The following is a 20,085-nucleotide window of genomic DNA, read 5'->3' as shown; positions in this document are numbered from 1 at the left end:
TTATTCCTTACTCGTGTCACCAGAATCGCCTGAGCCACCAATGCTGTATAGAACCTGACCGATCAGGTCTTCTAGTACCAATGCAGATTTGGTGTCTTCGATGGTGTCACCATCAACAAGCATTTCTTCATCATCAAAAACAAAGCCCGGTACCAAGCCAATGTACTGCTCACCAATCAATCCAGATGTCAAAATTTGCACGCTAGAAGTTTCTGGGAATTGGTTATATTGGCTATTAATCGACAAGCTCACTACCGGTAATAGGCTATCAGGGTTAAGTGTAATGTTACTTACACGACCGATAACAACGCCACCTACTTTCACAGGAGAACGTACTTTCAAGCTACCAATATTATCGAACTCGGCTTTCAGGGTGTAAGTATTGCCAGAGCCAATGCTTTTTACGTCAGCAACCTGAAAAATCATCACAAGAATCGCGCAAATTCCTGCTAATACAAAGCTGCCAACCCATAATTCTGTTTTACGTGTTTGTTGCATGATTAATTCCCAAACATCAATGCGGTCAGTACAAAGTCTAGTCCCAGTACTGCTAAAGAAGAATGCACAACAGTGCGCGTCGTTGCTCGGCTGATCCCTTCCGAAGTTGGAATAGCGTCATAGCCATTAAATAGAGCGATCCAAGTAACGGTAATCGCGAACACAATACACTTGATCATGCTGTTACCGATGTCTTGACCTAATTCCACTGAAGATTGCATCGCAGCCCAGAAGCTGCCGTGGTCTACGCCTTTCCAATCCACACCAACAAGCTGAGCGCCCCAGATACCAACTGCCATAAAGATCATAGCTAATAATGGCATTGAGATAGCCCCAGCCCAAAAACGTGGTGCGATGACACGTTTTAGTGGATCCACAGCCATCATTTCCATGCTTGAAAGCTGCTCCGTTGCCTTCATCAACCCAATTTCTGCAGTCAGTGCTGAGCCAGCGCGACCAGCAAACAATAACGCAGTTACTACTGGTCCTAACTCACGTAGTAGCGAAAGAGCGACCATTTGACCCAGGCTGCCTTCTGCTCCGTAATCCACCAGCACAACATAACCTTGCAAGCTAAGCACCATGCCAATGAACAAGCCAGAAACGACAATGATCGCCAGCGATTGCACACCTACGGAATAAAGCTGTTTAATCAACAGAGGAAAATTCTTGATTGGCTGAGGTCGAGTCACTAATGCGCCAACAAGCATCAAGGTCGCACGACCAAAGGCTTCACAGATGGCTAATGTTCGTTTACCTAATGAAGCGACAAATTGAATAAAGCTATCGACCATCAAATAAGTCCTTTTCGATACTTTGAGCAGGAAAGCGAAACGGCACGGGACCATCGGCTTCCCCTTGTAAGAATTGCTTCACACGTGGGTCGGGATTATCGATCAACTCTTGTGGCGTACCAAAAGCAATGATTTTGCCATCAGCCATCAAGTAGACCCAATCCGCGATACTCATCACTTCAGGCACATCATGAGAGACGACGATTGAAGTCAGCCCCAATGCGCGATTCAAGTTGCTAATTAGCTCAACCAAAACGCCCATAGTGATTGGGTCCTGCCCAACAAAAGGTTCATCGTACATGATGAGATCTGGGTCTAAGGCTATGGCACGAGCTAGTGCAGCTCGGCGAGCCATGCCGCCGGAAAGCTCACTTGGCATCAATTCTGCCGCACCTCGTAATCCGACCGCTTCAAGCTTTAGAAGCACCATGGTACGAATTAATTCTTCGGAAAGTTCCGTGTGTTCACGCAAAGGAAACGCCACATTGTCGAACACATTCAAGTCAGTAAACAAAGCTCCCGACTGGAACAACATGCTCATTTTTTTGCGTGCTTGATAAAGCTTTTTACGAGACAGGGATGGAATATTATCGCCATCAAACCAGATCTCCCCTTGCTCGGGATAAATCTGCCCACCAATAAGGCGCAGCAGTGTCGTTTTACCAATCCCCGACGGTCCCATAATGGCCGTCACTTTTCCTTTTGGCACATGCAGATCAATGCCATCGAAGATCTTGCGCTCTCCACGTGAAAAAGTGAGATTGTTAACGGTAACTAAATCGTTGTTCGACATACTATCTCTTCTACTAGTTGTGAGCGGTTCTCACAGAGTTGCAATCCAACTCAACCCCGATTGTTTTCAAGATATTACGTCGAGAATATCCTAAAGTGACTTCGGTACACTTATTAGGCTGCAATCATAAGCACAATGAACCTGAATTAAAAGCACTGTTCGATTAAATAAAGCCGACGAAATTCAAGCAATTCAGCATAAAATATGACGAAACCCAAGGAAGGTGTTTAAATCCCATTCCAGAATAGCCGTATTCCAACAGACAAGTGAATGAGCAACAATTAAACACAATTTCGTTACTAACCTTTAATTTATTTGTTGTTTATCTTCCATTTTTGGCCGCAAAAGGTCAAAATTAGCGGTTACTCATTTCACTTATTTTATTACTTAGGAATCATCATGCTCGAAGCCGTTGCGTTGCTTATCGTCGGTCTTGTTTTACTTGTTTGGAGTGCAGATAAACTTGTTTTTGGCTCTGCTGCTCTGGCCCGCAACGTCGGTATTTCACCTTTAGTGATCGGTATGACAATCCTAGCAATGGGTTCATCTGCGCCGGAAATGATGGTTTCGGCGACAGCAGCATGGGATGGAAAAACCGATACTGCCGTTGGTAACGTATTGGGTTCCAACATTGCCAACATTGCTTTAATCCTAGGCATTACAGCGCTTATTAAGCCCCTTTCTATCAGTTCTGCAGTTATTCGCCGTGAACTGCCTTTGATGATAGCAGTAACCGTACTGGCGGGTATTTTGCTATGGGATAGCCATTTAGGTTTTTACGAAGGCGTGCTGCTGTTCATTCTGTTTGGTGGTTTCTTGTTTGCAATGTTGCAAATTAGCCGTAAAGAGCAAAAAGCGGGTGATGCGTTTGTTGAAGATCAAGAGTCTGAAGTACCAGAAGGTGTGAGCAACTCAAAAGCGGTGATGTGGGTAGTGATCGGTCTGATACTGCTTCCTTTGGCAGCAAGTATGTTGGTTGATAACGCCGTGATCATTGCGAAGTACTTTGGCATGAGTGACCTCGTGATCGGTTTAACCATTATTGCCATTGGTACTAGTCTTCCTGAGCTGGCAGCTTCTCTTGCTGGTGTTCTAAAGGGCGAAGACGATATGGCAGTTGGTAACATCATCGGCTCAAACGTATTCAACATTCTTGCGGTAATGGGTCTACCGGGCATTATTAATCCATCAATGCTAAGCGAATATGCAATGGGGCGTGATTTCTGGGTAATGCTGGGTGTATCTCTACTACTTGTAGCGATGTGCTTGGGTAAATCTCGTAGCATCAACCGCATTGAAGGTGGCATTTTGTTTGTGTGTTTCTTGGCTTACCAAGTTTACCTATTCGCAAACATGGCTGCTTAATAACATAATAAGTAAAGACAAATTGGAGCACTGATATGTCCACTCAATTTGATTTTCGCGCTGCTGCTAAACAAGTACTCGATATCGAAGTGAAAGCACTACAACAGCTAGACCAATACTTTGATGCGCAGTTTGAGCAAGCTTGCGAATTGATTCTTTCCAACAACGGCAAGGTTGTCGTGATGGGTATGGGCAAGTCAGGTCACATTGGCAACAAGATTGCCGCTACGCTTGCAAGCACAGGTACCTCTGCATTTTTCGTTCACCCAGGTGAAGCGGCTCACGGTGATCTCGGTATGATCAGTGCTGGCGACATTGTTATCGCCATTTCAAACTCAGGTGAATCGCATGAGATTTTATCTCTGTTCCCTGTTTTGAAACGCTTGAACATTAAGATCATCAGCATGACAGGTAAGCCGGAATCTAACATGGCGAAACTGTCCGATCTCCACTTGCAAATTACTGTACCAAAAGAAGCTTGTCCGCTTGGTCTTGCTCCAACCAGCAGCACCACGGCAACGTTGGTTATGGGCGATGCACTGGCAGTTGCACTTCTCCAAGCTCGAGGGTTCTCTGCAGAAGATTTTGCGTTATCACATCCAGGTGGCGCACTGGGAAGAAAATTGCTGCTTAAGCTGTCTGATATTATGCACTTTGGTAATTCACTACCAAAAGTGTCACCAGATGCTTTAATTCGTGACGCACTGCTTGAGATTTCGGAAAAAGGCTTAGGCATGACCGCTATCGTCGATGAGCACGATGCTATGCTTGGTATATTCACTGATGGCGATTTACGTCGTACGTTAGATAAACGCATTGATATCCATACCACAGCCATTGGTGATGTGATGACGAAAAACCCAACTACCGCCCATCCTGAGATGCTGGCAGTAGAAGGCTTAAACCTGATGCAAGACAAAAACATCAATGCTCTGATCTTGTGTGATGACAATAAAATTGTCGGCGCACTGAATATGCATGATTTATTAAAGGCTGGCGTGATGTAATATTGCGTCACCAAAAAGACTTAACGATTGATTTAACAGATTAAGGCAATGGTCAGGGAAGTACTGAGCTAAGATAAAGGCCTTTATTTTATGAGTTTTACTCGCCTTATTTATTTGCTCTTGATTTTTGTTGTTGCGTGGTGCGGTTATTACCTCATGACGCCAAAAAGCAATGAAAATATCCAAGTAGCACCAAATTTAGAACTGCCTATGTTCAGTGGTACTGGACTAGAAAACATCACTTATGGTGAAGATGGTGTCCGCAGTTACATCATCCGTTCCACTAATTTGGATCATTATGCCAAAAGTGGAGACACGATATTTAAGAGCCCAACACTCATGGTGTACCGCGAAGGTAGTGTGGTTGAGTGGAAGGTGACTGCAACCAGAGCAGTCTTAGATGAAGACCAAATTCTGACGCTGTACGACAACGTGCTAATGCAAAACCTTTTGCCTGGTGCAAGTTTCGATACCATGGCGACAGACAAATTGGTGATTAATCTAACCAATCGTGATTTTAAAGCCGATCAACAAGTGATGTTGGTTGGACCGCAATTTGAAACTACTGGGGGCGCAATGCAGGGCAACTTAAAGGCTCACACTGCGACTCTAACTGATGAAGTTCAAGGTCGATATGAAACCGTTACACCTTAGCCTATTGGCATTGGTTTTAGCAGCGCCACAAGCGTTAGCACTTAAGTCGGATACACAACAGCCGGTTTACATTAATTCAGACACTCAACAAGTGGACATGAAGAGTAATCAGGTGATCTTCAAAGGGGATGTATCGCTTAAGCAAGGTAGCATCAATATCGATGCTGATAGAATCGTGGTGACTCGCGATCCTAAAACCGAGTCTATCAAACAGATCCAAGCATTTGGCAAACCAGCTACCTTTTCTCAGTTAATGGACGATGGCAAAACGCTCAGTGGTCAGGCGACTGAGTTAGACTACCGTATTTCTACTGATGAATTGACCATGAAAGGTCAAGCGCAACTGGCTCAAGACGGAAACACCATCAAAGGTTCGTCAATTCGTTACCAAATTGGTCAACAGAAGCTAGTCGCTGACAGCTCGAAGGATGAGCGCGTAACAACCATCCTGCAACCGAACCAAGTCGAGAACTAATATGGCAGTACTAAGTGCAAAGAACCTTGCTAAAAGCTACAAAAAACGCAAGGTGGTAACTGATGTAAGCCTTGAAGTAGAGTCTGGTCAGATTGTTGGTCTATTGGGTCCTAACGGTGCGGGTAAAACCACATCGTTTTATATGATCGTTGGCTTGGTACCACGTGACGAAGGCACCATTACAATCGACAACCAAGACATCAGTATTCTGCCGATGCATAGCCGCTCTCGTATGGGTATCGGTTACCTGCCACAGGAAGCCTCCATCTTCCGTAAGCTGTCGGTTGAAGACAACATCATGGCGGTTCTGGAAACTCGTCAAGAGTTAACGCGAGAAGAGCGTCAAGATAAGCTGGAAGATTTGTTAGAAGAATTCCACATACAGCACATACGCACCAGTGCGGGTATGGCACTATCGGGTGGTGAGCGCCGCCGTGTAGAAATCGCGCGAGCACTAGCTGCTAACCCTCAGTTCATTTTGCTGGATGAACCATTTGCGGGTGTTGACCCTATTTCGGTTAACGACATCAAAAAAATCATCGAACACCTGCGCGATCGCGGTCTTGGTGTACTAATCACTGACCACAACGTTCGTGAAACCTTGGACGTATGTGAAAAAGCCTATATCGTAAGCCAAGGACATCTCATCGCATCGGGAACTCCGGATGAAGTTCTCAATAACGAGCAGGTGAAACAAGTTTATCTCGGCGAACAATTCCGTCTATGATTACATTAGGAACGGTAAGATTCTGAGCATTACAAGGTAAGTAACACTGAATGAAACCTTCATTACAACTCAAGCTAGGTCAACAGTTAGCCATGACGCCGCAGCTGCAACAAGCCATCCGTTTGTTGCAATTGTCGACGCTCGATCTTCAACAAGAAATTCAAGAAGCGCTGGATTCCAACCCGCTATTGGAAGTTGAAGAAGGTCACGATGAACCTCAAGTAAATGGTGAAGATAAGTCAGCATCCGAAGCCGCTGAAGCCAGTGCCAACGACACCTCTGAACCCGATCTTCCAGACAGTTCAGACGTAATTGAAAAATCTGAAATCAGTTCTGAACTAGAAATCGATACCACCTGGGATGATGTTTACAGCGCTAACACTGGCAGTACAGGTCTAGCGCTTGATGACGACATGCCGGTCTACCAAGGTGAAACCACTGAATCACTGCATGATTACCTCATGTGGCAATTAGATCTCACGCCTTTCAGTGAAACAGACCGCACCATCGCACTCGCGATCATCGATGCTGTCGATGATTATGGCTACCTCACTCTTTCTCCTGAAGAAATCCATGAGAGCTTCAATAATGAGGAAGTCGAGTTAGATGAAATCGAAGCAGTGCGTAAGCGTATTCAACAATTTGACCCGCTTGGTGTTGCATCCCGCAACCTACAAGAATGTTTACTGCTGCAATTAGCGACCTTCCCAGAAGATACGCCGTGGCTAGCAGAAGCGAAAATGGTATTGAGCGATCATATCGATCACCTTGGTAATCGCGACTACAAGCTAGTCATCAAAGAGACTAAGCTTAAAGAAGCTGACCTGCGTGAAGTCTTGAAGCTAATTCAACAACTTGATCCTCGCCCAGGCAGTCGCATCACACCGGATGACACTGAATACGTCATTCCAGATGTGTCCGTATTTAAAGATCATGGTAAGTGGACCGTATCCATTAACCCTGACAGCATTCCAAAACTAAAAGTAAATCAACAATATGCGCAGCTAGGCAAAGGCAACAGTGCGGATAGCCAGTACATTCGCAGCAATTTGCAAGAGGCAAAATGGCTGATTAAGAGCCTAGAAAGCAGAAACGAGACGCTTCTCAAAGTTGCAAGATGTATTGTTGAACATCAACAAGATTTCTTCGAGTATGGTGAAGAAGCCATGAAACCAATGGTACTAAACGATGTAGCATTGGCAGTGGACATGCATGAATCAACGATTTCTCGTGTGACAACGCAGAAGTTCATGCACACACCACGTGGCATTTTTGAATTGAAGTACTTCTTCTCTAGCCATGTCAGTACAGACAATGGTGGAGAATGTTCGTCCACAGCAATTCGTGCTCTCATCAAGAAACTGGTCGCAGCGGAAAATACCGCTAAACCTTTAAGTGATAGCAAGATTGCTGCTCTTCTGGCTGACCAAGGGATTCAAGTCGCAAGACGAACGATTGCGAAATATCGCGAATCCTTGGGTATCGCCCCTTCAAGTCAGCGTAAACGCCTACTTTAAGGCACCAACTGAAAAGGAAAGTCTATGCAAATCAATATTCAAGGCCATCACGTTGATCTTACCGATTCAATGCAAGACTATGTTCAATCTAAGTTTCAGAAGCTCGAAAGGTTCTTCGACCACATTAACCAAGTTCACGTGGTACTAAAAGTTGAAAAACTTGACCAAATAGCGGAAGCTACACTCCACATAAATCAAGGCGAAATCCACGCGTCATCGAACGACGAAAATATGTATGCAGCAATTGACTCGCTGGTGGATAAATTAGTTCGTCAACTTAACAAGCACAAAGAAAAACTAAACAGTCATTAATCATGCAACTGAGCGAGATACTGTCACTGGACTGCACCAAAAGTGCAGTCCATTGTACAAGTAAGAAACGTGCCCTAGAGATGATCAGTCAAATTGTTGCTGAGAACACGGGTCAAGATTCTACGGAACTGTTTGAGTGTATGCTCAGCAGAGAAAAAATGGGTAGTACTGGTATCGGTAACGGTATTGCTATCCCCCACGCAAGAATGCAATCAAGCGACAAAGCCATCGCGGTGTTACTTCAATGTGACGAGGCGATTGAGTTTGATGCTATCGACAATCGACCTGTCGACCTTCTTTTTGCTCTCCTTGTTCCAGAAGAACAGTGCAAAGAGCACCTCAAAACATTATCCTCTATGGCAGAGCGCCTAAGCGACAAGCAAGTACTTAAGAGCTTGCGTAACGCTCAGAGCGATGAAGAACTCTACGACATTATGATTCATCAGTAATCAGGACGATCACCATGCGATTAATCGTTGTTAGTGGGCACTCTGGTGCCGGGAAGAGTGTTGCTTTACGTGTGCTTGAGGACTTGGGCTACTATTGTGTAGACAACCTACCAGTTAACTTGCTTGATGCGTTTGTTCAATCGGTTTCCGATAGCAAACAGAACGTGGCAGTAAGTATCGATATTCGCAATATCCCTAAGAAACTCAAAGAACTGAACACCACACTTGAAAAGCTAAAAGCTGAACTGGATGTGACAGTACTTTTCTTAGACGCCAACAAAGAAACTCTACTCAAGCGCTACAGCGAAACTCGTCGAATTCACCCACTGTCACTTGGCAGCCAGTCGCTCTCTCTTGATCAAGCTATCGAACTTGAGCACGACATCCTAATGCCGCTAAAAGCCCATGCAGACTTAGTGTTGAACAGTAGTGGTCAATCTCTTCATGACCTTAGCGAAACGGTACGCATGCGGGTTGAAGGCAGGGAACGCAAAGACTTGGTGATGGTGTTTGAATCATTTGGTTTCAAGTACGGCTTGCCATCAGACGCGGATTACGTGTTCGATGTACGCTTCCTACCAAACCCACACTGGGAGCCAGCACTGCGCCCTCTCACTGGTTTAGACGCTCCAATCGGTGCGTTCTTAGAGCAGCATCAGTCTGTACTTGACCTGAAATACCAAATTGAGAGCTTCATTGAGACTTGGTTACCTCTACTCGAGAAAAACAACCGCAGCTACCTTACAGTTGCGATTGGTTGTACTGGTGGCAAGCACCGCTCGGTTTATCTCACTCAAAAAATCGGTGAGTTCTTTGCTGATAAAGGACACCAAGTACAAATTCGCCACACTTCATTGGAAAAGAACGTTAAGGAATAACGGTGGAAATAAGTCGTAAAGTACTGATCCAAAACCGCTTAGGGTTGCACGCTCGTGCTGCGGTTAAACTGGTAGAGCTGGCGCAAAGCTTCGATGCGGTGATCACCATCGACAACGAAGAAGACAAAACCGCGACCGCAGACAGCGTCATGGGGTTGTTGATGCTGGAGTCCGCCCAAGGACAATACGTGACTATCCACGCAACTGGCGACCAATCCGAGCAAGCTCTTGATGCTGTTTGCCATTTGATTGAAGATAAGTTTGATGAAGGCGAGTGATTCACTCGCTTTTTTATTATCTATAGCCAGATATCCCACATAACTTTCACCTCCTGCTTAAATTCCGATAAATAATTTTGTCGACTTTCATAAGTTGTTATTAAAAGGTGCCTAGAATTAAGTTATTATTCAAAGCATTGTAAATATCAGGAATTAGGAGGAATGAATGGCAGAGCAAATAGAATTCGACCAAGCTCACCAAGCCCTCCAAGAAGTCACTGAAGCACTGGAAAACGGTCGCTTCGTCCATGTTCGTCGCCAACTGCAGGACATGGAACCTGAGGATATCGCCCACCTTTTAGAAGCTTCGCCGCGTAAAAGTCGTGAGGTTCTTTGGCAACTTACCGACCCAGAAGATTACGGTGAGATTCTTGACGAGCTGAACGAAGACGTTAAAGACAGTCTTGTGTCCAAAATGGCTCCTGAAGCGCTTGCAGAAGCGACGGAAGGCATGGACACCGATGACGTGGCTTACGTCCTACGTAGCTTGCCTGACGACGTCTCACGCGAAGTTCTGTCTCAGATGGATTCAGCGGATCGTCTACGCGTCGAAACCGCCCTATCCTACCCTGAGGATACCGCGGGTGGACTGATGAACACCGACGTAATCACCATTCGTGGTGACGTTGATGTGGATGTAGTCCTGCGTTATTTGCGTATGAAAGGCGAACTGCCTGAAGCAACTGACGCACTATACGTGATTGATGATGACAGCAAACTGATTGGTGAACTACCGATCACCACGCTGATCACCACGCAACCTGATGTCAAAGTCAGTGAAGTGATGGAAGACGCCGACGATGCAATTACAGTTGATACCAGTGACTCTGACGTAGCAAGCCTGTTTGAACGTCGTAACTGGGTATCAGCTCCGGTTGTGGATGAAAACCAGCATCTTGTCGGTCGTATCACCATCGATGACGTAGTCGACGTTATCCGTGAAGACGCTGAACACTCAATGATGAGTATGGCGGGTATGGACGACGACGAAGATACCTTCGCGCCTGTGGTAAAGTCTGCTCGTAAACGTAGCATTTGGCTTGGTGCCAACGTACTTGCTGCACTAGCCGCTGCTTCTGTCTCCAACATGTTTGAAGCGACTCTAGACCAAATGGCTGCGATTGCTGTCCTAATGACCATCGTGCCTTCAATGGGTGGTGTAGCAGGTAACCAAACCGTTGCACTTGTAATCCGTGGCTTAGCTCTCGGTCATATCGGTGACTCGAACAAACGCGAACTCTTGATGAAAGAGGCGGCTATCGGCTTGCTAAACGGCATCATGTGGGCGCTGATCATCGGTGGTATTGTGGTTGCCTGGAAAGGAAACTGGATGCTTGGTGGGATTATCTCGGCGGCCATGCTAACCAACCTGCTTGTGGCAGGTATTGCGGGCGTTACCATTCCAATCCTACTCAAGAAAATGAACATCGATCCAGCCCTCGCTGGTGGTATGGCTCTGACCACAGTAACGGACGTAATTGGTCTATCAGTCTTCCTCGGTCTCGCAACCTTAATGATTTAAGCTGTGTAGCGAACCGCCAATAACGAGCAATAAAAAAGCCTGATGAACACATCAGGCTTTTTCGTATCTAGCGGTTAGCAAGCTTATTCACCAGCAACCTTCATGGTATCCAACAAGATAGAACCAGTTTGGATTTGCGAGCGTGTTTCTACGTCGCTGCCCACAGCAACAATCTGGTTGAACATGTCTTTCAAGTTACCCGCAATGGTAATTTCAGACACTGGGTATTGGATTTCACCGTTCTCAACCCAGAAACCAGCTGCACCGCGAGAGTAATCGCCAGTTACAACGTTTACGCCTTGACCCATAGTTTCTGTTACCAGTAAACCTGTGCCCAGCTCTTTTAGCATTTGCTCGAAATTTTGACCTGTCGACTTCACATACCAGTTATGGATACCACCAGCGTGACCCGTTGGGTCCATCTTCATCTTGCGAGCGGCATAGCTAGTTAGCAAGTAGGTTGCTAAAACACCATCGGTGATGATTTCACGATCTTGCGTGTAGACACCTTCGCTATCGAATGGGCTTGAAGCTAACCCACGTAGTACGTGCGGACGCTCAGAAATGTTGAACCACTCCGGCAATACTTGCTTACCAAGGTGATCCAATAGGAAAGAAGATTTGCGGTACAGGTTACCACCGCTGATTGCCATCACTAGGTGACCAATCAAGCCTGTCGCTACGTCCGCAGCAAACATCACTGGGTATTTGCCCGTCTTAAGCTTTTGCGCGTCAAGGCGACTGATGGTTTTCTCTGCCGCTTTGCGACCAACCATTTCTGGTGACCAAAGATCGTCACGATGGCGCGCAACGGTATAGCTGTAATCGCGTTCCATCTCGCCGTTTTGACCCACGCCAATCACACAACAGCTAGTGCTATGACGGCTTGATGCGTAACTTGCTAACAAGCCATGGCTGTTACCGTAAACCTTAACGCCGTAGTGACTATCGTAGCTCGCACCATCGCTTTGCTTAATAGCGTCGCTGTAGTTCAGCGCTTCTTTTTCAGCTGCGATAGCGACCTGCGCTGCGTAGTCTGGATCAGGAGCATCTGGGTGGAAAAGGTCTAAGTCTGGCACCTCTTTCACCATGTATTCTTTTGGAGCAGGACCTGCGAACGGGTCTTCTGATGTGTATTGAGCGATGTCTAGTGCTGCTAGAACGGTTTGCTCAATAGCAGCTTCGCTCAAGTCAGATGTGGAAGCACTGCCTTTACGTTGACCACGGTAGACAGTAATGCCTAGTGCGCCATCGCTGTTGAATTCAACGTTTTCCACGTCACCCATGCGAGTGGAAACACTCAAACCCGTACTCTTGGTGATTGCGACTTCAGCGGCATCAGACTTCGCCGCAGCGATTTCTAGTGCACGTGAAACGGCTTGTTCTAGCTCGGTACGTTGCTCAGCAACCTGCTGTTTAATATCCATTGTCTTTCACATCATGTATTCGATGCACAATAGAATAACAAGAATTTCGCTTTCTCCCCACGATTCTTGTTAAAATAGTCATAATATTAATCAAAACACAGGCAACTGAAATGGCACGTAAGAATCAAAAAGCGCCATGGGAACCAGAAGAAGAGATCATCTGGGTTAGTAAATCCGAGATGAAGCGAGACATGGAAGAGCTGCAAAAGCTTGGTGAAGAGCTAGTTGGTCTTAAGCCGGCGGTTCTAGAAAAGTTTCCATTGAGCGAAGAACTGCGCGAAGCGGTTGCTGATGCACAACGCTTTAAAAACGAAGCACGTCGTCGTCAGCTACAACGCATTGGTAAGCTAATGCGCTACGAAGATCCAGAACCAATTCAAGCGGCACTGGATAAAATCCGCAACAAGCACTCACAAGCGACAGCTGCTCTGCACAAGCTAGAAGCACTGCGTGACCGCGTTGTAGAAGAAGGCGATAAAGCGATTGATGACGTAATGGAATTGTACCCAGAAGCGGATCGTCAACGTCTACGCCAACTTGCTCGCCAAGCAGCAAAAGAGAAGAAAGCCGGTAAACCAGCAAAATCTTACCGTGAAATCTTCCAAATTCTGAAAGCATTTGAAGAAGAAATGTAATTCAACGCTTAAGAAAGTAAAAAGCAGACCTGTGAGTCTGCTTTTTTCATGCCTATTTTCAGGTATTACGCCAAGCGATTGAGGCTTTCACCACGCTCAAAGGCGTTAATATTCTCAATCAAGATCTCAGCCAAACGCTGAATCGATGAATCACTGCCCCAAGCGACGTGTGGCGTTAACAATAGATTGGGTAAGTGCATATTGGCAACCAACGGATTACTCTCATCGGCGGGCTCTTGGGTAAAGACATCAAACCCTGCACCAGCAATCTCACCTTGTTTTAAGCTATCCACTAAGGCTTGCTCATCTACCAAGCCACCACGTCCGGTATTAATCAAAATTGATGTTGGCTTCATCTGCTTAAGTTCCGCTTCGCCAATCAAATTACGTGTTTCATCATTCAATGGACAATGCAGAGTGATGGCGTCCGCTTGATTTAGCATTTCAGTAAAAGAGACATAGCCTTCTCGGCACTCGGTTACGCCTTTGCGCTCCGCAAACACCACGTTCATACCTAACGCTTTCGCTAATTGTGCCGTCGCCAGACCTAATGCGCCGCTGCCAACCACCCCCAAAGTGCTACCTGCAACGTCCCCAATTGGATGCGTAAAGAAACAAAACTGTTTATTACGTTGCCACTCGCCTGCGGCAATGTCTTGATGATAACCAAACAAGTTGCGGCGCAAAGCAAAAAGCATCGCAATGACATGTTCAGGCACCGAGCGAGTCGCATAGCCACGCACGTTGGCGACCGCAACATTGTGCTCAGCGCAATAATTAACATCGACATTATTAAAACCCGTAGCCGCGACAGCAATCATCTTGAGGTTGGGAAGTTGAGAGAGAACGGTTTGGTCGAGCATCACTTTGTTGCTGATCACGATATCTGCATCAGAAAGGCGTTCAACAACTTGCTCAGAAGAAGTCAGATCGTATTCCACCCAATCATGGGCAAAGCTTGGACGAGGAACTTGAATTTGAACGGGAATAGTCGCGCGGTCGAGGAAGACCACTTTAGGCAGTGACATAACAACTCCTTGTTCACTGCCTAAAGATGAATTTATGGACGTGGCAGTGTTTTGTAATCTGGTAATTTACGCGCTGGGTCGAAATAGTCAAAGATCATCGCTTCCGCTTCCGGGTAAAAATCACAAGGAACAAAAATGCTGCGCAGCCAATGGCATTTCGGATGGTAAAAGCTCAATTCAGCGGCGTGCAGTTCTAGGCGCTCAGAGAAAGCTTTTGCTTCTTCAGTTGCGTAAAATTCATCCCCCACAATCGGGTGACCTAATGCTTGCATGTGGACACGCAATTGGTGTGAGCGACCAGTGATAGGCAGTAAACGTACAATCGTCGTCTTCGCTCCATCAGGGTGCTCTTCTCGCTTCGCCACTTGGAATAGCGTCTTAGAAGGTTTGCCATCTTCAAAACACACTTTCTGCAGTGGACGGTTAGGCCAATCGCAAATCAGCGGCAGGTCAATATCACCTTCTTCTTGTTCTACGTGCCCCCAAACTCGTGCATAGTAGATCTTATGCGTCAATCGATATTGAAACTGCTTCTTTAAAGCACTTTCTGCATGTTTGTTCTTCGCCAGAACCATCAAACCGGAAGTCGACATATCCAAACGGTGTACCACTTGAATGTCTGGATACTGCTCAGTGAGGCGACTCCACATACTGTCATAGTGCTCAGCGAGACGGCCCGGCACAGAGAGCAGACCGGATGGCTTATTCACAGCCAATATTTGCTCATCTTCAAAAACGACATCAATCCAAGGATCGGTTGGTGGATTGTACTCAAGCATTGCCATGGGCAGGATCTCTACAGAATAAAAACGCGCTGATTATACCCAAGAGCCCTCAAGATGCATGCACAAAACACGTTTAATTTTATCGCGAACCTGAGTCGATATAACTTTTTGAAATAACAAAAATTAACAAGTCAAACCACTAATAAAAATAAATCCAAACCAAGTTGTAAATTTAAATTGACAACCATACTGGGCATGTTACTTATAGTTTATCGTTGATGAACAAGGACAATAACAAATGGAATCGGCAGTACCAGATCAACCCCAATCTAAAATCTCCCAATTTGTACGCTCGTTGGGTCCCGGTATTCTCATGGCTTCTGCGGCGGTGGGTGGCTCTCACCTCGTTGCTTCAACAAAAGCTGGTGCCATTTATGGCTGGCAACTCGCCGTGCTTATCCTGCTAGTAAACCTTTTTAAATACCCATTTTTTCGAGCAGGCGTGCAATACACCATGGGCACAGGTAAAACCTTGGTTGAAGGCTACGCTAAGCTTGGTCGCCCCTACCTTTGGTTGTTCTTGTTTCTCAGTTCCGTTTCTGCGGTGATCAATACAGCAGCGCTTCTGATGTTCAGTGCGAGCTTGTTGGGCTACTTCATTCCATTTTCATTGTCGATGGCATCACTCAGTATCATTGTATTGGTCACGTGCTTGGTGATCCTATTCGCTGGTCATTACAAAGCGCTGGATACGCTCTCGAAAGTCATCATGACAGTACTGACTATTGCGACATTACTAGCAGTGGCGATTGCATTTGGTAATCCGGTAGAGCCCGTTGCGAACTTTGAACCCCCTTCTCCTTGGTCAATTGCAGCTATCGGCTTTATCGTTGTAACCATGGGCTGGATGCCAGCACCAATCGAGATCTCTTGTTTGACGTCTGCGTGGCTCAAACGCCAAACTAGCCAACAAGAAGTCACCGCAAAATCTGCGTTGTTTGATTTCAATGTCGGCTATATTGGTACTGCGGTATTGGCTTTGGTGTTTGTATCGCTAGGTGCGTTGATGCTACACGGCTCAGGCATTGAACTTAAGAGCTCTGGCGTAGGCTTCTCCCACCAGCTTGTTGGCTTGTACGCTTCGACCATTGGTGAGTGGTCACGTTACCTAATTGCAGTGATTGCGTTTTTCTGTATCTTCGGTAGTACGATTACGGTGATTGATGGCTACTCACGTGTGATTTCAGACTCTCAGCGCCTGCTGCGTTCACAGCCAAAAACCGATCCGAAAGCGACGTCTGCAATCATGCTGATCGTATCGCTATTGGCTTTAGGTATTGTGGTGTTCTGGGCTTCAGCACTGCTACCAATGCTGAACTTTGCCATGGTACTGGCGTTTATGACGACACCGTTCTTTGCACTACTGAACTACATTCTGGTGAGCAAAACCGACTTACCTAAACCATTAGCGCTAGGTCGTAAATTGAAGTGGTTGTCGATTGCTGGCTTGATTTACTTATTCGGCTTCTTAGCGCTGTTTATTTGGTGGAAGTGGCTAATGTAATTAGCTGCGAGCGATTAACTGAACCGCTGAGGTAAGCCAAACTCAGATAAAGAAAAAGGTCTTCAATTGAAGACCTTTTTTCGTGTGTTTGAACGCTGATTAGTTGTGGCTGACCACAATCAGACGTAGCGAATCTAGCTGAACCTGAGCTTGGTTGATGTAACCTGTTAGCTCTTTGATTTGTTCTTCAATCGATTCAATTTCTTCATCACGGATATTCGGGTTAACCGCTTTCAGTGCTTGTAGACGCTCAAGCTCGGCATTCAAGCTTTGTTGCATGTCTTGATGCGCTTGTTTGCGAACGTCTTCCACTTTCTGCTCAACCAATGCGTCACCCGCTTCGATTAGGCTGTGAATGTCTTTCTGTACCGATGTCACTAACTTGCTGCCTAGGTGACGGTTTACCGGGCTAAGCTGACGGTTGAAGCCTTCAAACTCAACCTGAGAAGACAGATCATTACCACGAGCATCCATCATCATGCGAATTGGTGTCTTCGGTAAGAAACGAGTAATACCGCTGCGTTTTGGTGCTTGTGCATCCACCGCGTATACCAATTCAAGTAGGATAGTGCCCACTGGTAGCGCTTTGTTCTTCAGCAGAGAAACCGCAGAGGTACCCACACCTTCGCTCATCAGCAAATCAATACCACCTTGAATCATTGGGTGTTCCCAACTGATAAAGTGCATGTCTTCGCGAGATAGCGCTGTATCACGGTCAAATGTGATAGTCGCACCTTCGTATGGCAAGCCTGGGTAGCTTGGCACCATCATGTGCTCAGATGGCGTTACCACAAGTGCATTTTCGCCTTTGTCGTCTTGGTTCAAGCCAATGGTGTCGAACAGAGATAGTGCGAACGTCACTAGGTTTGTGTCACCATCTGTCGATGAGATTTTCTCAACGATCTGCTGCGCTTTCTCGCCGCCGTTTGAGTGCATCTCTAGCAGACGGTCACGACCTTGCTCAAGTTGTGATTTCAGCTCTTTGTTCATCTTTGCTGATTCTTCAATCACTTCATCAAGGTTTGAAACATCACCAGACGCCAGCATTTCAATCAGCGCATCAGAGTACTTATCGTAAACCGCGCGACCTGTTGGACAGGTTTCAGCAAACGCGTTCAGACCTTCATCAAACCAACGAGCAAGGATCGCCTGTGATGTGCCTTTTAGGTAAGGGACGTGGATGTCGATATCACGCTTCTGACCGATACGGTCCAGACGACCAATACGCTGCTCTAGCAAGTCTGGGTTGAACGGTAAATCGAACATCACAAGCTGGTTAGCAAACTGGAAGTTACGACCTTCTGAGCCGATTTCGCTACAGATAAGAACCTGCGCGCCGCCCTCTTCTTGCGCAAAGTAAGCAGCCGCTTTGTCACGCTCAAGAATCGACATGCCTTCGTGGAATACAGTTGCACGAATACCTTCACGCTCACGCAGTGCTTGCTCCAGTTGCAGCGCCGTACTTGCACGAGAGGCAATAACCAATACTTTGTCGCTGCGCTTCTCTTTTACTTTTTCAAGCAGCCAGTTCACACGTGAGTCGAACTGCCACCAGCTTGAATCTTCACCTTCAAATTCTTGGAAGATTTCTTCTGGATAAAGGTTCTTCACCGCGCGCGCTTCTGGTGTCATCTTGCCGCCGATCATGCCTGATACACGCATTGACGTGGTGTACTGCTGCGGAATGTCCATTGGCATTAGATGCACGTTACGCTTCGGGAAGCCTTTGATCGCTGCACGCGTGTTACGGAACAGAACGCGACCTGTACCGTGACGGTCCATCAGGTTGTCGATCAGCTCTTGGCGCGCTGACGCTTTCGCTTCTTCATCACTGTCGCTTTCGATAATGCGGAATAGCGGCTCAACGTCTTGTTCAGAAAGCAGTTCTGTAATTTGGTTTTTCGCTTCGTCAGGCAGTTTCTCACCAGAGAACAGCGAAGTAATAGCATCCGCAACAGGTGCGTATTGCTCTTCTTCTTCAACGAATGCGTCGTAATCGTAGAAGCGATCTGGGTCTAGCAGACGTAAACGAGCGAAGTGACTCTCACGACCTAGCTGCTCTGGTGTTGCCGTTAGCAGTAGCACACCCGCAGTGCGTTCTGCCAAGCCTTCTACCACTTGGTATTCGCGGCTTGGTTTGTCTTGGCTCCATTCTAAGTGGTGCGCTTCATCGACAACCAATAGATCCCACTCGCCTTCTAGCGCTTGCTCGAAACGCTTGCGGCTCTTACGTAGGAAATCCAGTGAACACAGCACGTATTGCTGCGTATCAAATGGGTTTTCCGCTTCTGCGAACGCTTCAATACAACGCTCTTCATCGAAGATAGAGAAGTGCAGGTTGAAACGACGCATCATCTCAACGAGCCACTGGTGTTGCAGTGTCTCTGGCACCACGATAAGGATACGTTCAGCACGACCGGACAGCACTTGCTGGTGGATGATCATACCCGCTTCGATGGTTTTACCCAGACCAACTTCATCCGCTAGCAATACGCGAGGCGCGTGACGACGACCGACTTCGTGCGCGATGTAAAGCTGGTGAGGGATCAAGCCTGCACGCATGCCACACAGACCACGCATTGGGCTCTTGTGTTGCTCAAATTGGTTTTGTAGCGCACGGTAGCGAAGTACAAAGTTGTCCATGCGATCGATTTGACCTGCGTACAACTTGTCTTGCGGCTTGTTAAAACGAATGTGGTTGCTTAGGAAGATTTCACGCAACACAATCGCCGTTTCTTGCGTGTCTTCACGAGTACCGAAATAGGTGTATAGACCTTCATCTTCCAGTACTTCTTCAACTTTTAATGACCAACCTTCTTGGCAATCGATGACATCACCGACGTTGAACGTTACTCGGGTAACTGGTGCATCGTTACGTGCGTAAACTCGGTTTTCCTCTGATGCTGCAAACATCAATGTCACAGTACGAGCATCCATTGCTACTACGGTACCTAAACCTAAATCGCTTTCCGTATCGCTAATCCAGCGCTGCCCCAAAGCAAATGTCATGAATTGACTACCTCGTTGTTGTTTCTTGTTGGTCTCTACCCATCCCGATGGGCATGGATAATAGTTTAGATCTGATTCTGGCTTCTGCTATGCCAATCGTGCTTGTCATGCCACTTTGTGCTGTGCATTTTTAAGCCAGCTGAACATGATAAATCGGGCGTAGCCTATACGCAGAAAAAGGTCGCTAATCTTACTTGAAGCTGTGATTTAGGTCACGCCGAAACCGCCCAGAGGGGCAACTTTTTTTCCTGAATTAGGAATGCAATCAAATTGTAAAAAACTCATGACAATTATTAAGTTGTAAGAAGTAAATTTTACGTATACTTCTAATGAGGGGCGCTTAGAGTCATCAAGCATGATTTGAGCGCATTAAGTACACGATTAGGATCAACACGGGTTTGCAGTAAGTTGTCTTGCTACTCGGTTGC

Annotated in this window: 20 protein-coding genes; 13 read left to right on the top strand and 7 right to left on the bottom strand. The window is 46.4% G+C overall.

The genetic code is table 11. The features are described from left to right. Genes mlaD through mlaF form a run of 3 tightly spaced genes read right to left on the bottom strand, consistent with a single transcriptional unit; the run spans nucleotide 1 to nucleotide 2,085 of the window. Complete coding sequence (gene mlaD / locus QMY49_RS00320) at nucleotides 1–498, bottom strand: outer membrane lipid asymmetry maintenance protein MlaD (RefSeq protein ID WP_005436386.1); 498 nt, start codon at nucleotides 496–498, stop codon at nucleotides 1–3. A 2-nt stretch (nucleotides 499–500) separates the two neighbouring features. Continuing rightward, nucleotides 501–1,292 (bottom strand): lipid asymmetry maintenance ABC transporter permease subunit MlaE, encoded by a 792-nt coding sequence (gene mlaE, locus QMY49_RS00315; RefSeq protein ID WP_005444399.1) that lies wholly within the window; start codon nucleotides 1,290–1,292, stop codon nucleotides 501–503. After that, on the bottom strand, nucleotides 1,282–2,085 hold the full coding sequence (mlaF, locus tag QMY49_RS00310) for a phospholipid ABC transporter ATP-binding protein MlaF (protein WP_005444397.1): 804 nt from the start codon (nucleotides 2,083–2,085) through the stop codon (nucleotides 1,282–1,284). Before mlaF ends, mlaE begins: the two co-directional genes overlap by 11 nt. Nucleotides 2,086–2,484: 399 nt before the next feature. Between mlaF and QMY49_RS00305 the strand changes: the two genes are divergently transcribed. From QMY49_RS00305 to mgtE, 11 genes are all read left to right on the top strand, one after another. Continuing rightward, nucleotides 2,485–3,450 (top strand): calcium/sodium antiporter, encoded by a 966-nt coding sequence (locus QMY49_RS00305; RefSeq protein WP_005444395.1) that lies wholly within the window; start codon nucleotides 2,485–2,487, stop codon nucleotides 3,448–3,450. Nucleotides 3,451–3,485: 35 nt separating this feature from the next. Next, complete coding sequence (gene kdsD, locus QMY49_RS00300; RefSeq protein WP_009698804.1) at nucleotides 3,486–4,457, top strand: arabinose-5-phosphate isomerase KdsD; 972 nt, start codon at nucleotides 3,486–3,488, stop codon at nucleotides 4,455–4,457. Nucleotides 4,458–4,547: 90 nt separating this feature from the next. After that, nucleotides 4,548–5,111 carry an LPS export ABC transporter periplasmic protein LptC gene (gene lptC, locus QMY49_RS00295; protein WP_005444391.1) on the top strand — a complete coding sequence of 188 codons (564 nt, stop codon included), beginning with the start codon at nucleotides 4,548–4,550 and terminating at the stop codon, nucleotides 5,109–5,111. After that, complete coding sequence (gene lptA, locus QMY49_RS00290; protein ID WP_005444389.1) at nucleotides 5,092–5,586, top strand: lipopolysaccharide transport periplasmic protein LptA; 495 nt, start codon at nucleotides 5,092–5,094, stop codon at nucleotides 5,584–5,586. Before lptC ends, lptA begins: the two co-directional genes overlap by 20 nt. Before the next feature lies 1 nt (nucleotide 5,587). Next, entirely contained in the window at nucleotides 5,588–6,313 is a 726-nt protein-coding gene (gene lptB / locus QMY49_RS00285; protein ID WP_005444387.1) for an LPS export ABC transporter ATP-binding protein, read from the top strand. A gap of 50 nt (nucleotides 6,314–6,363) precedes the next feature. Continuing rightward, nucleotides 6,364–7,830 carry an RNA polymerase factor sigma-54 gene (locus QMY49_RS00280; RefSeq protein ID WP_005444386.1) on the top strand — a complete coding sequence of 489 codons (1,467 nt, stop codon included), beginning with the start codon at nucleotides 6,364–6,366 and terminating at the stop codon, nucleotides 7,828–7,830. A gap of 24 nt (nucleotides 7,831–7,854) precedes the next feature. Further along, nucleotides 7,855–8,142 (top strand): ribosome hibernation promoting factor, encoded by a 288-nt coding sequence (gene hpf, locus QMY49_RS00275; RefSeq protein ID WP_005444384.1) that lies wholly within the window; start codon nucleotides 7,855–7,857, stop codon nucleotides 8,140–8,142. 2 nt (nucleotides 8,143–8,144) lie between these two features. Next, nucleotides 8,145–8,591 (top strand): PTS IIA-like nitrogen regulatory protein PtsN, encoded by a 447-nt coding sequence (ptsN, locus tag QMY49_RS00270; RefSeq protein ID WP_005444382.1) that lies wholly within the window; start codon nucleotides 8,145–8,147, stop codon nucleotides 8,589–8,591. Nucleotides 8,592–8,605: 14 nt separating this feature from the next. Next, on the top strand, nucleotides 8,606–9,469 hold the full coding sequence (rapZ, locus tag QMY49_RS00265; protein ID WP_005444380.1) for an RNase adapter RapZ: 864 nt from the start codon (nucleotides 8,606–8,608) through the stop codon (nucleotides 9,467–9,469). A gap of 2 nt (nucleotides 9,470–9,471) precedes the next feature. Continuing rightward, nucleotides 9,472–9,747 (top strand): HPr family phosphocarrier protein, encoded by a 276-nt coding sequence (locus tag QMY49_RS00260; RefSeq protein ID WP_005442213.1) that lies wholly within the window; start codon nucleotides 9,472–9,474, stop codon nucleotides 9,745–9,747. A gap of 166 nt (nucleotides 9,748–9,913) precedes the next feature. Next, the gene (mgtE, locus tag QMY49_RS00255; protein WP_005444378.1) at nucleotides 9,914–11,269 is read left to right on the top strand and encodes a magnesium transporter; all 1,356 of its coding nucleotides are present in this window, start codon (nucleotides 9,914–9,916) and stop codon (nucleotides 11,267–11,269) included. Nucleotides 11,270–11,352: 83 nt separating this feature from the next. Here mgtE and pmbA read toward each other — a convergent pair whose 3' ends face one another. Then, complete coding sequence (gene pmbA, locus QMY49_RS00250) at nucleotides 11,353–12,696, bottom strand: metalloprotease PmbA (protein WP_005444376.1); 1,344 nt, start codon at nucleotides 12,694–12,696, stop codon at nucleotides 11,353–11,355. A 110-nt stretch (nucleotides 12,697–12,806) separates the two neighbouring features. Here pmbA and yjgA point away from each other — a divergent pair, with 110 nt between their 5' ends. Continuing rightward, the gene (gene yjgA, locus QMY49_RS00245; protein WP_005444375.1) at nucleotides 12,807–13,331 is read left to right on the top strand and encodes a ribosome biogenesis factor YjgA; all 525 of its coding nucleotides are present in this window, start codon (nucleotides 12,807–12,809) and stop codon (nucleotides 13,329–13,331) included. Nucleotides 13,332–13,396: 65 nt separating this feature from the next. Here yjgA and QMY49_RS00240 read toward each other — a convergent pair whose 3' ends face one another. Both QMY49_RS00240 and rluA read right to left on the bottom strand, forming a co-directional pair. Next, entirely contained in the window at nucleotides 13,397–14,359 is a 963-nt protein-coding gene (locus QMY49_RS00240) for a D-2-hydroxyacid dehydrogenase (RefSeq protein WP_017187893.1), read from the bottom strand. A 32-nt stretch (nucleotides 14,360–14,391) separates the two neighbouring features. Continuing rightward, the gene (gene rluA / locus QMY49_RS00235; protein ID WP_005444373.1) at nucleotides 14,392–15,144 is read right to left on the bottom strand and encodes a bifunctional tRNA pseudouridine(32) synthase/23S rRNA pseudouridine(746) synthase RluA; all 753 of its coding nucleotides are present in this window, start codon (nucleotides 15,142–15,144) and stop codon (nucleotides 14,392–14,394) included. Nucleotides 15,145–15,382: 238 nt separating this feature from the next. Here rluA and QMY49_RS00230 point away from each other — a divergent pair, with 238 nt between their 5' ends. Beyond that, a complete protein-coding gene (locus QMY49_RS00230; RefSeq protein ID WP_283312381.1) occupies nucleotides 15,383–16,648 on the top strand; it encodes an Nramp family divalent metal transporter in 1,266 nt (421 codons plus the stop codon). Nucleotides 16,649–16,747: 99 nt separating this feature from the next. On the opposite strand, the gene rapA is transcribed toward QMY49_RS00230, so the two are convergent. After that, a complete protein-coding gene (gene rapA / locus QMY49_RS00225; protein WP_009703206.1) occupies nucleotides 16,748–19,657 on the bottom strand; it encodes an RNA polymerase-associated protein RapA in 2,910 nt (969 codons plus the stop codon). Nucleotides 19,658–20,085 lie beyond the last annotated feature (428 nt).

The sequence above is a fragment of the Vibrio harveyi genome, assembly GCF_030060435.1.
GTDB classification, from domain to species: Bacteria; Pseudomonadota; Gammaproteobacteria; order Enterobacterales; family Vibrionaceae; genus Vibrio; species Vibrio harveyi.
The sequence above is the reverse complement of the archived record's forward strand: the minus strand, read 5'-3'. Positions and strand labels throughout refer to the sequence as shown.

What these genes read in the sequence shown, in the direction of transcription:
- QMY49_RS00280 (WP_005444386.1), top strand. Translation starts at nt 6,364, where the DNA reads ATGAAACCTTCATTACAACTCAAGCTAGGTCAACAGTTAGCCATGACG.
- ptsN (WP_005444382.1), top strand. Translation starts at nt 8,145, where the DNA reads ATGCAACTGAGCGAGATACTGTCACTGGACTGCACCAAAAGTGCAGTC.
- mlaF (WP_005444397.1), bottom strand. Translation starts at nt 2,085, where the DNA reads ATGTCGAACAACGATTTAGTTACCGTTAACAATCTCACTTTTTCACGT.
- mgtE (WP_005444378.1), top strand. Translation starts at nt 9,914, where the DNA reads ATGGCAGAGCAAATAGAATTCGACCAAGCTCACCAAGCCCTCCAAGAA.
- kdsD (WP_009698804.1), top strand. Translation starts at nt 3,486, where the DNA reads ATGTCCACTCAATTTGATTTTCGCGCTGCTGCTAAACAAGTACTCGAT.
- hpf (WP_005444384.1), top strand. Translation starts at nt 7,855, where the DNA reads ATGCAAATCAATATTCAAGGCCATCACGTTGATCTTACCGATTCAATG.
- yjgA (WP_005444375.1), top strand. Translation starts at nt 12,807, where the DNA reads ATGGCACGTAAGAATCAAAAAGCGCCATGGGAACCAGAAGAAGAGATC.
- lptB (WP_005444387.1), top strand. Translation starts at nt 5,588, where the DNA reads ATGGCAGTACTAAGTGCAAAGAACCTTGCTAAAAGCTACAAAAAACGC.
- QMY49_RS00305 (WP_005444395.1), top strand. Translation starts at nt 2,485, where the DNA reads ATGCTCGAAGCCGTTGCGTTGCTTATCGTCGGTCTTGTTTTACTTGTT.
- mlaD (WP_005436386.1), bottom strand. Translation starts at nt 498, where the DNA reads ATGCAACAAACACGTAAAACAGAATTATGGGTTGGCAGCTTTGTATTA.
- rapZ (WP_005444380.1), top strand. Translation starts at nt 8,606, where the DNA reads ATGCGATTAATCGTTGTTAGTGGGCACTCTGGTGCCGGGAAGAGTGTT.
- QMY49_RS00240 (WP_017187893.1), bottom strand. Translation starts at nt 14,359, where the DNA reads ATGTCACTGCCTAAAGTGGTCTTCCTCGACCGCGCGACTATTCCCGTT.
- QMY49_RS00230 (WP_283312381.1), top strand. Translation starts at nt 15,383, where the DNA reads ATGGAATCGGCAGTACCAGATCAACCCCAATCTAAAATCTCCCAATTT.
- rapA (WP_009703206.1), bottom strand. Translation starts at nt 19,657, where the DNA reads ATGACATTTGCTTTGGGGCAGCGCTGGATTAGCGATACGGAAAGCGAT.
- lptA (WP_005444389.1), top strand. Translation starts at nt 5,092, where the DNA reads ATGAAACCGTTACACCTTAGCCTATTGGCATTGGTTTTAGCAGCGCCA.
- mlaE (WP_005444399.1), bottom strand. Translation starts at nt 1,292, where the DNA reads ATGGTCGATAGCTTTATTCAATTTGTCGCTTCATTAGGTAAACGAACA.
- pmbA (WP_005444376.1), bottom strand. Translation starts at nt 12,696, where the DNA reads ATGGATATTAAACAGCAGGTTGCTGAGCAACGTACCGAGCTAGAACAA.
- lptC (WP_005444391.1), top strand. Translation starts at nt 4,548, where the DNA reads ATGAGTTTTACTCGCCTTATTTATTTGCTCTTGATTTTTGTTGTTGCG.
- rluA (WP_005444373.1), bottom strand. Translation starts at nt 15,144, where the DNA reads ATGGCAATGCTTGAGTACAATCCACCAACCGATCCTTGGATTGATGTC.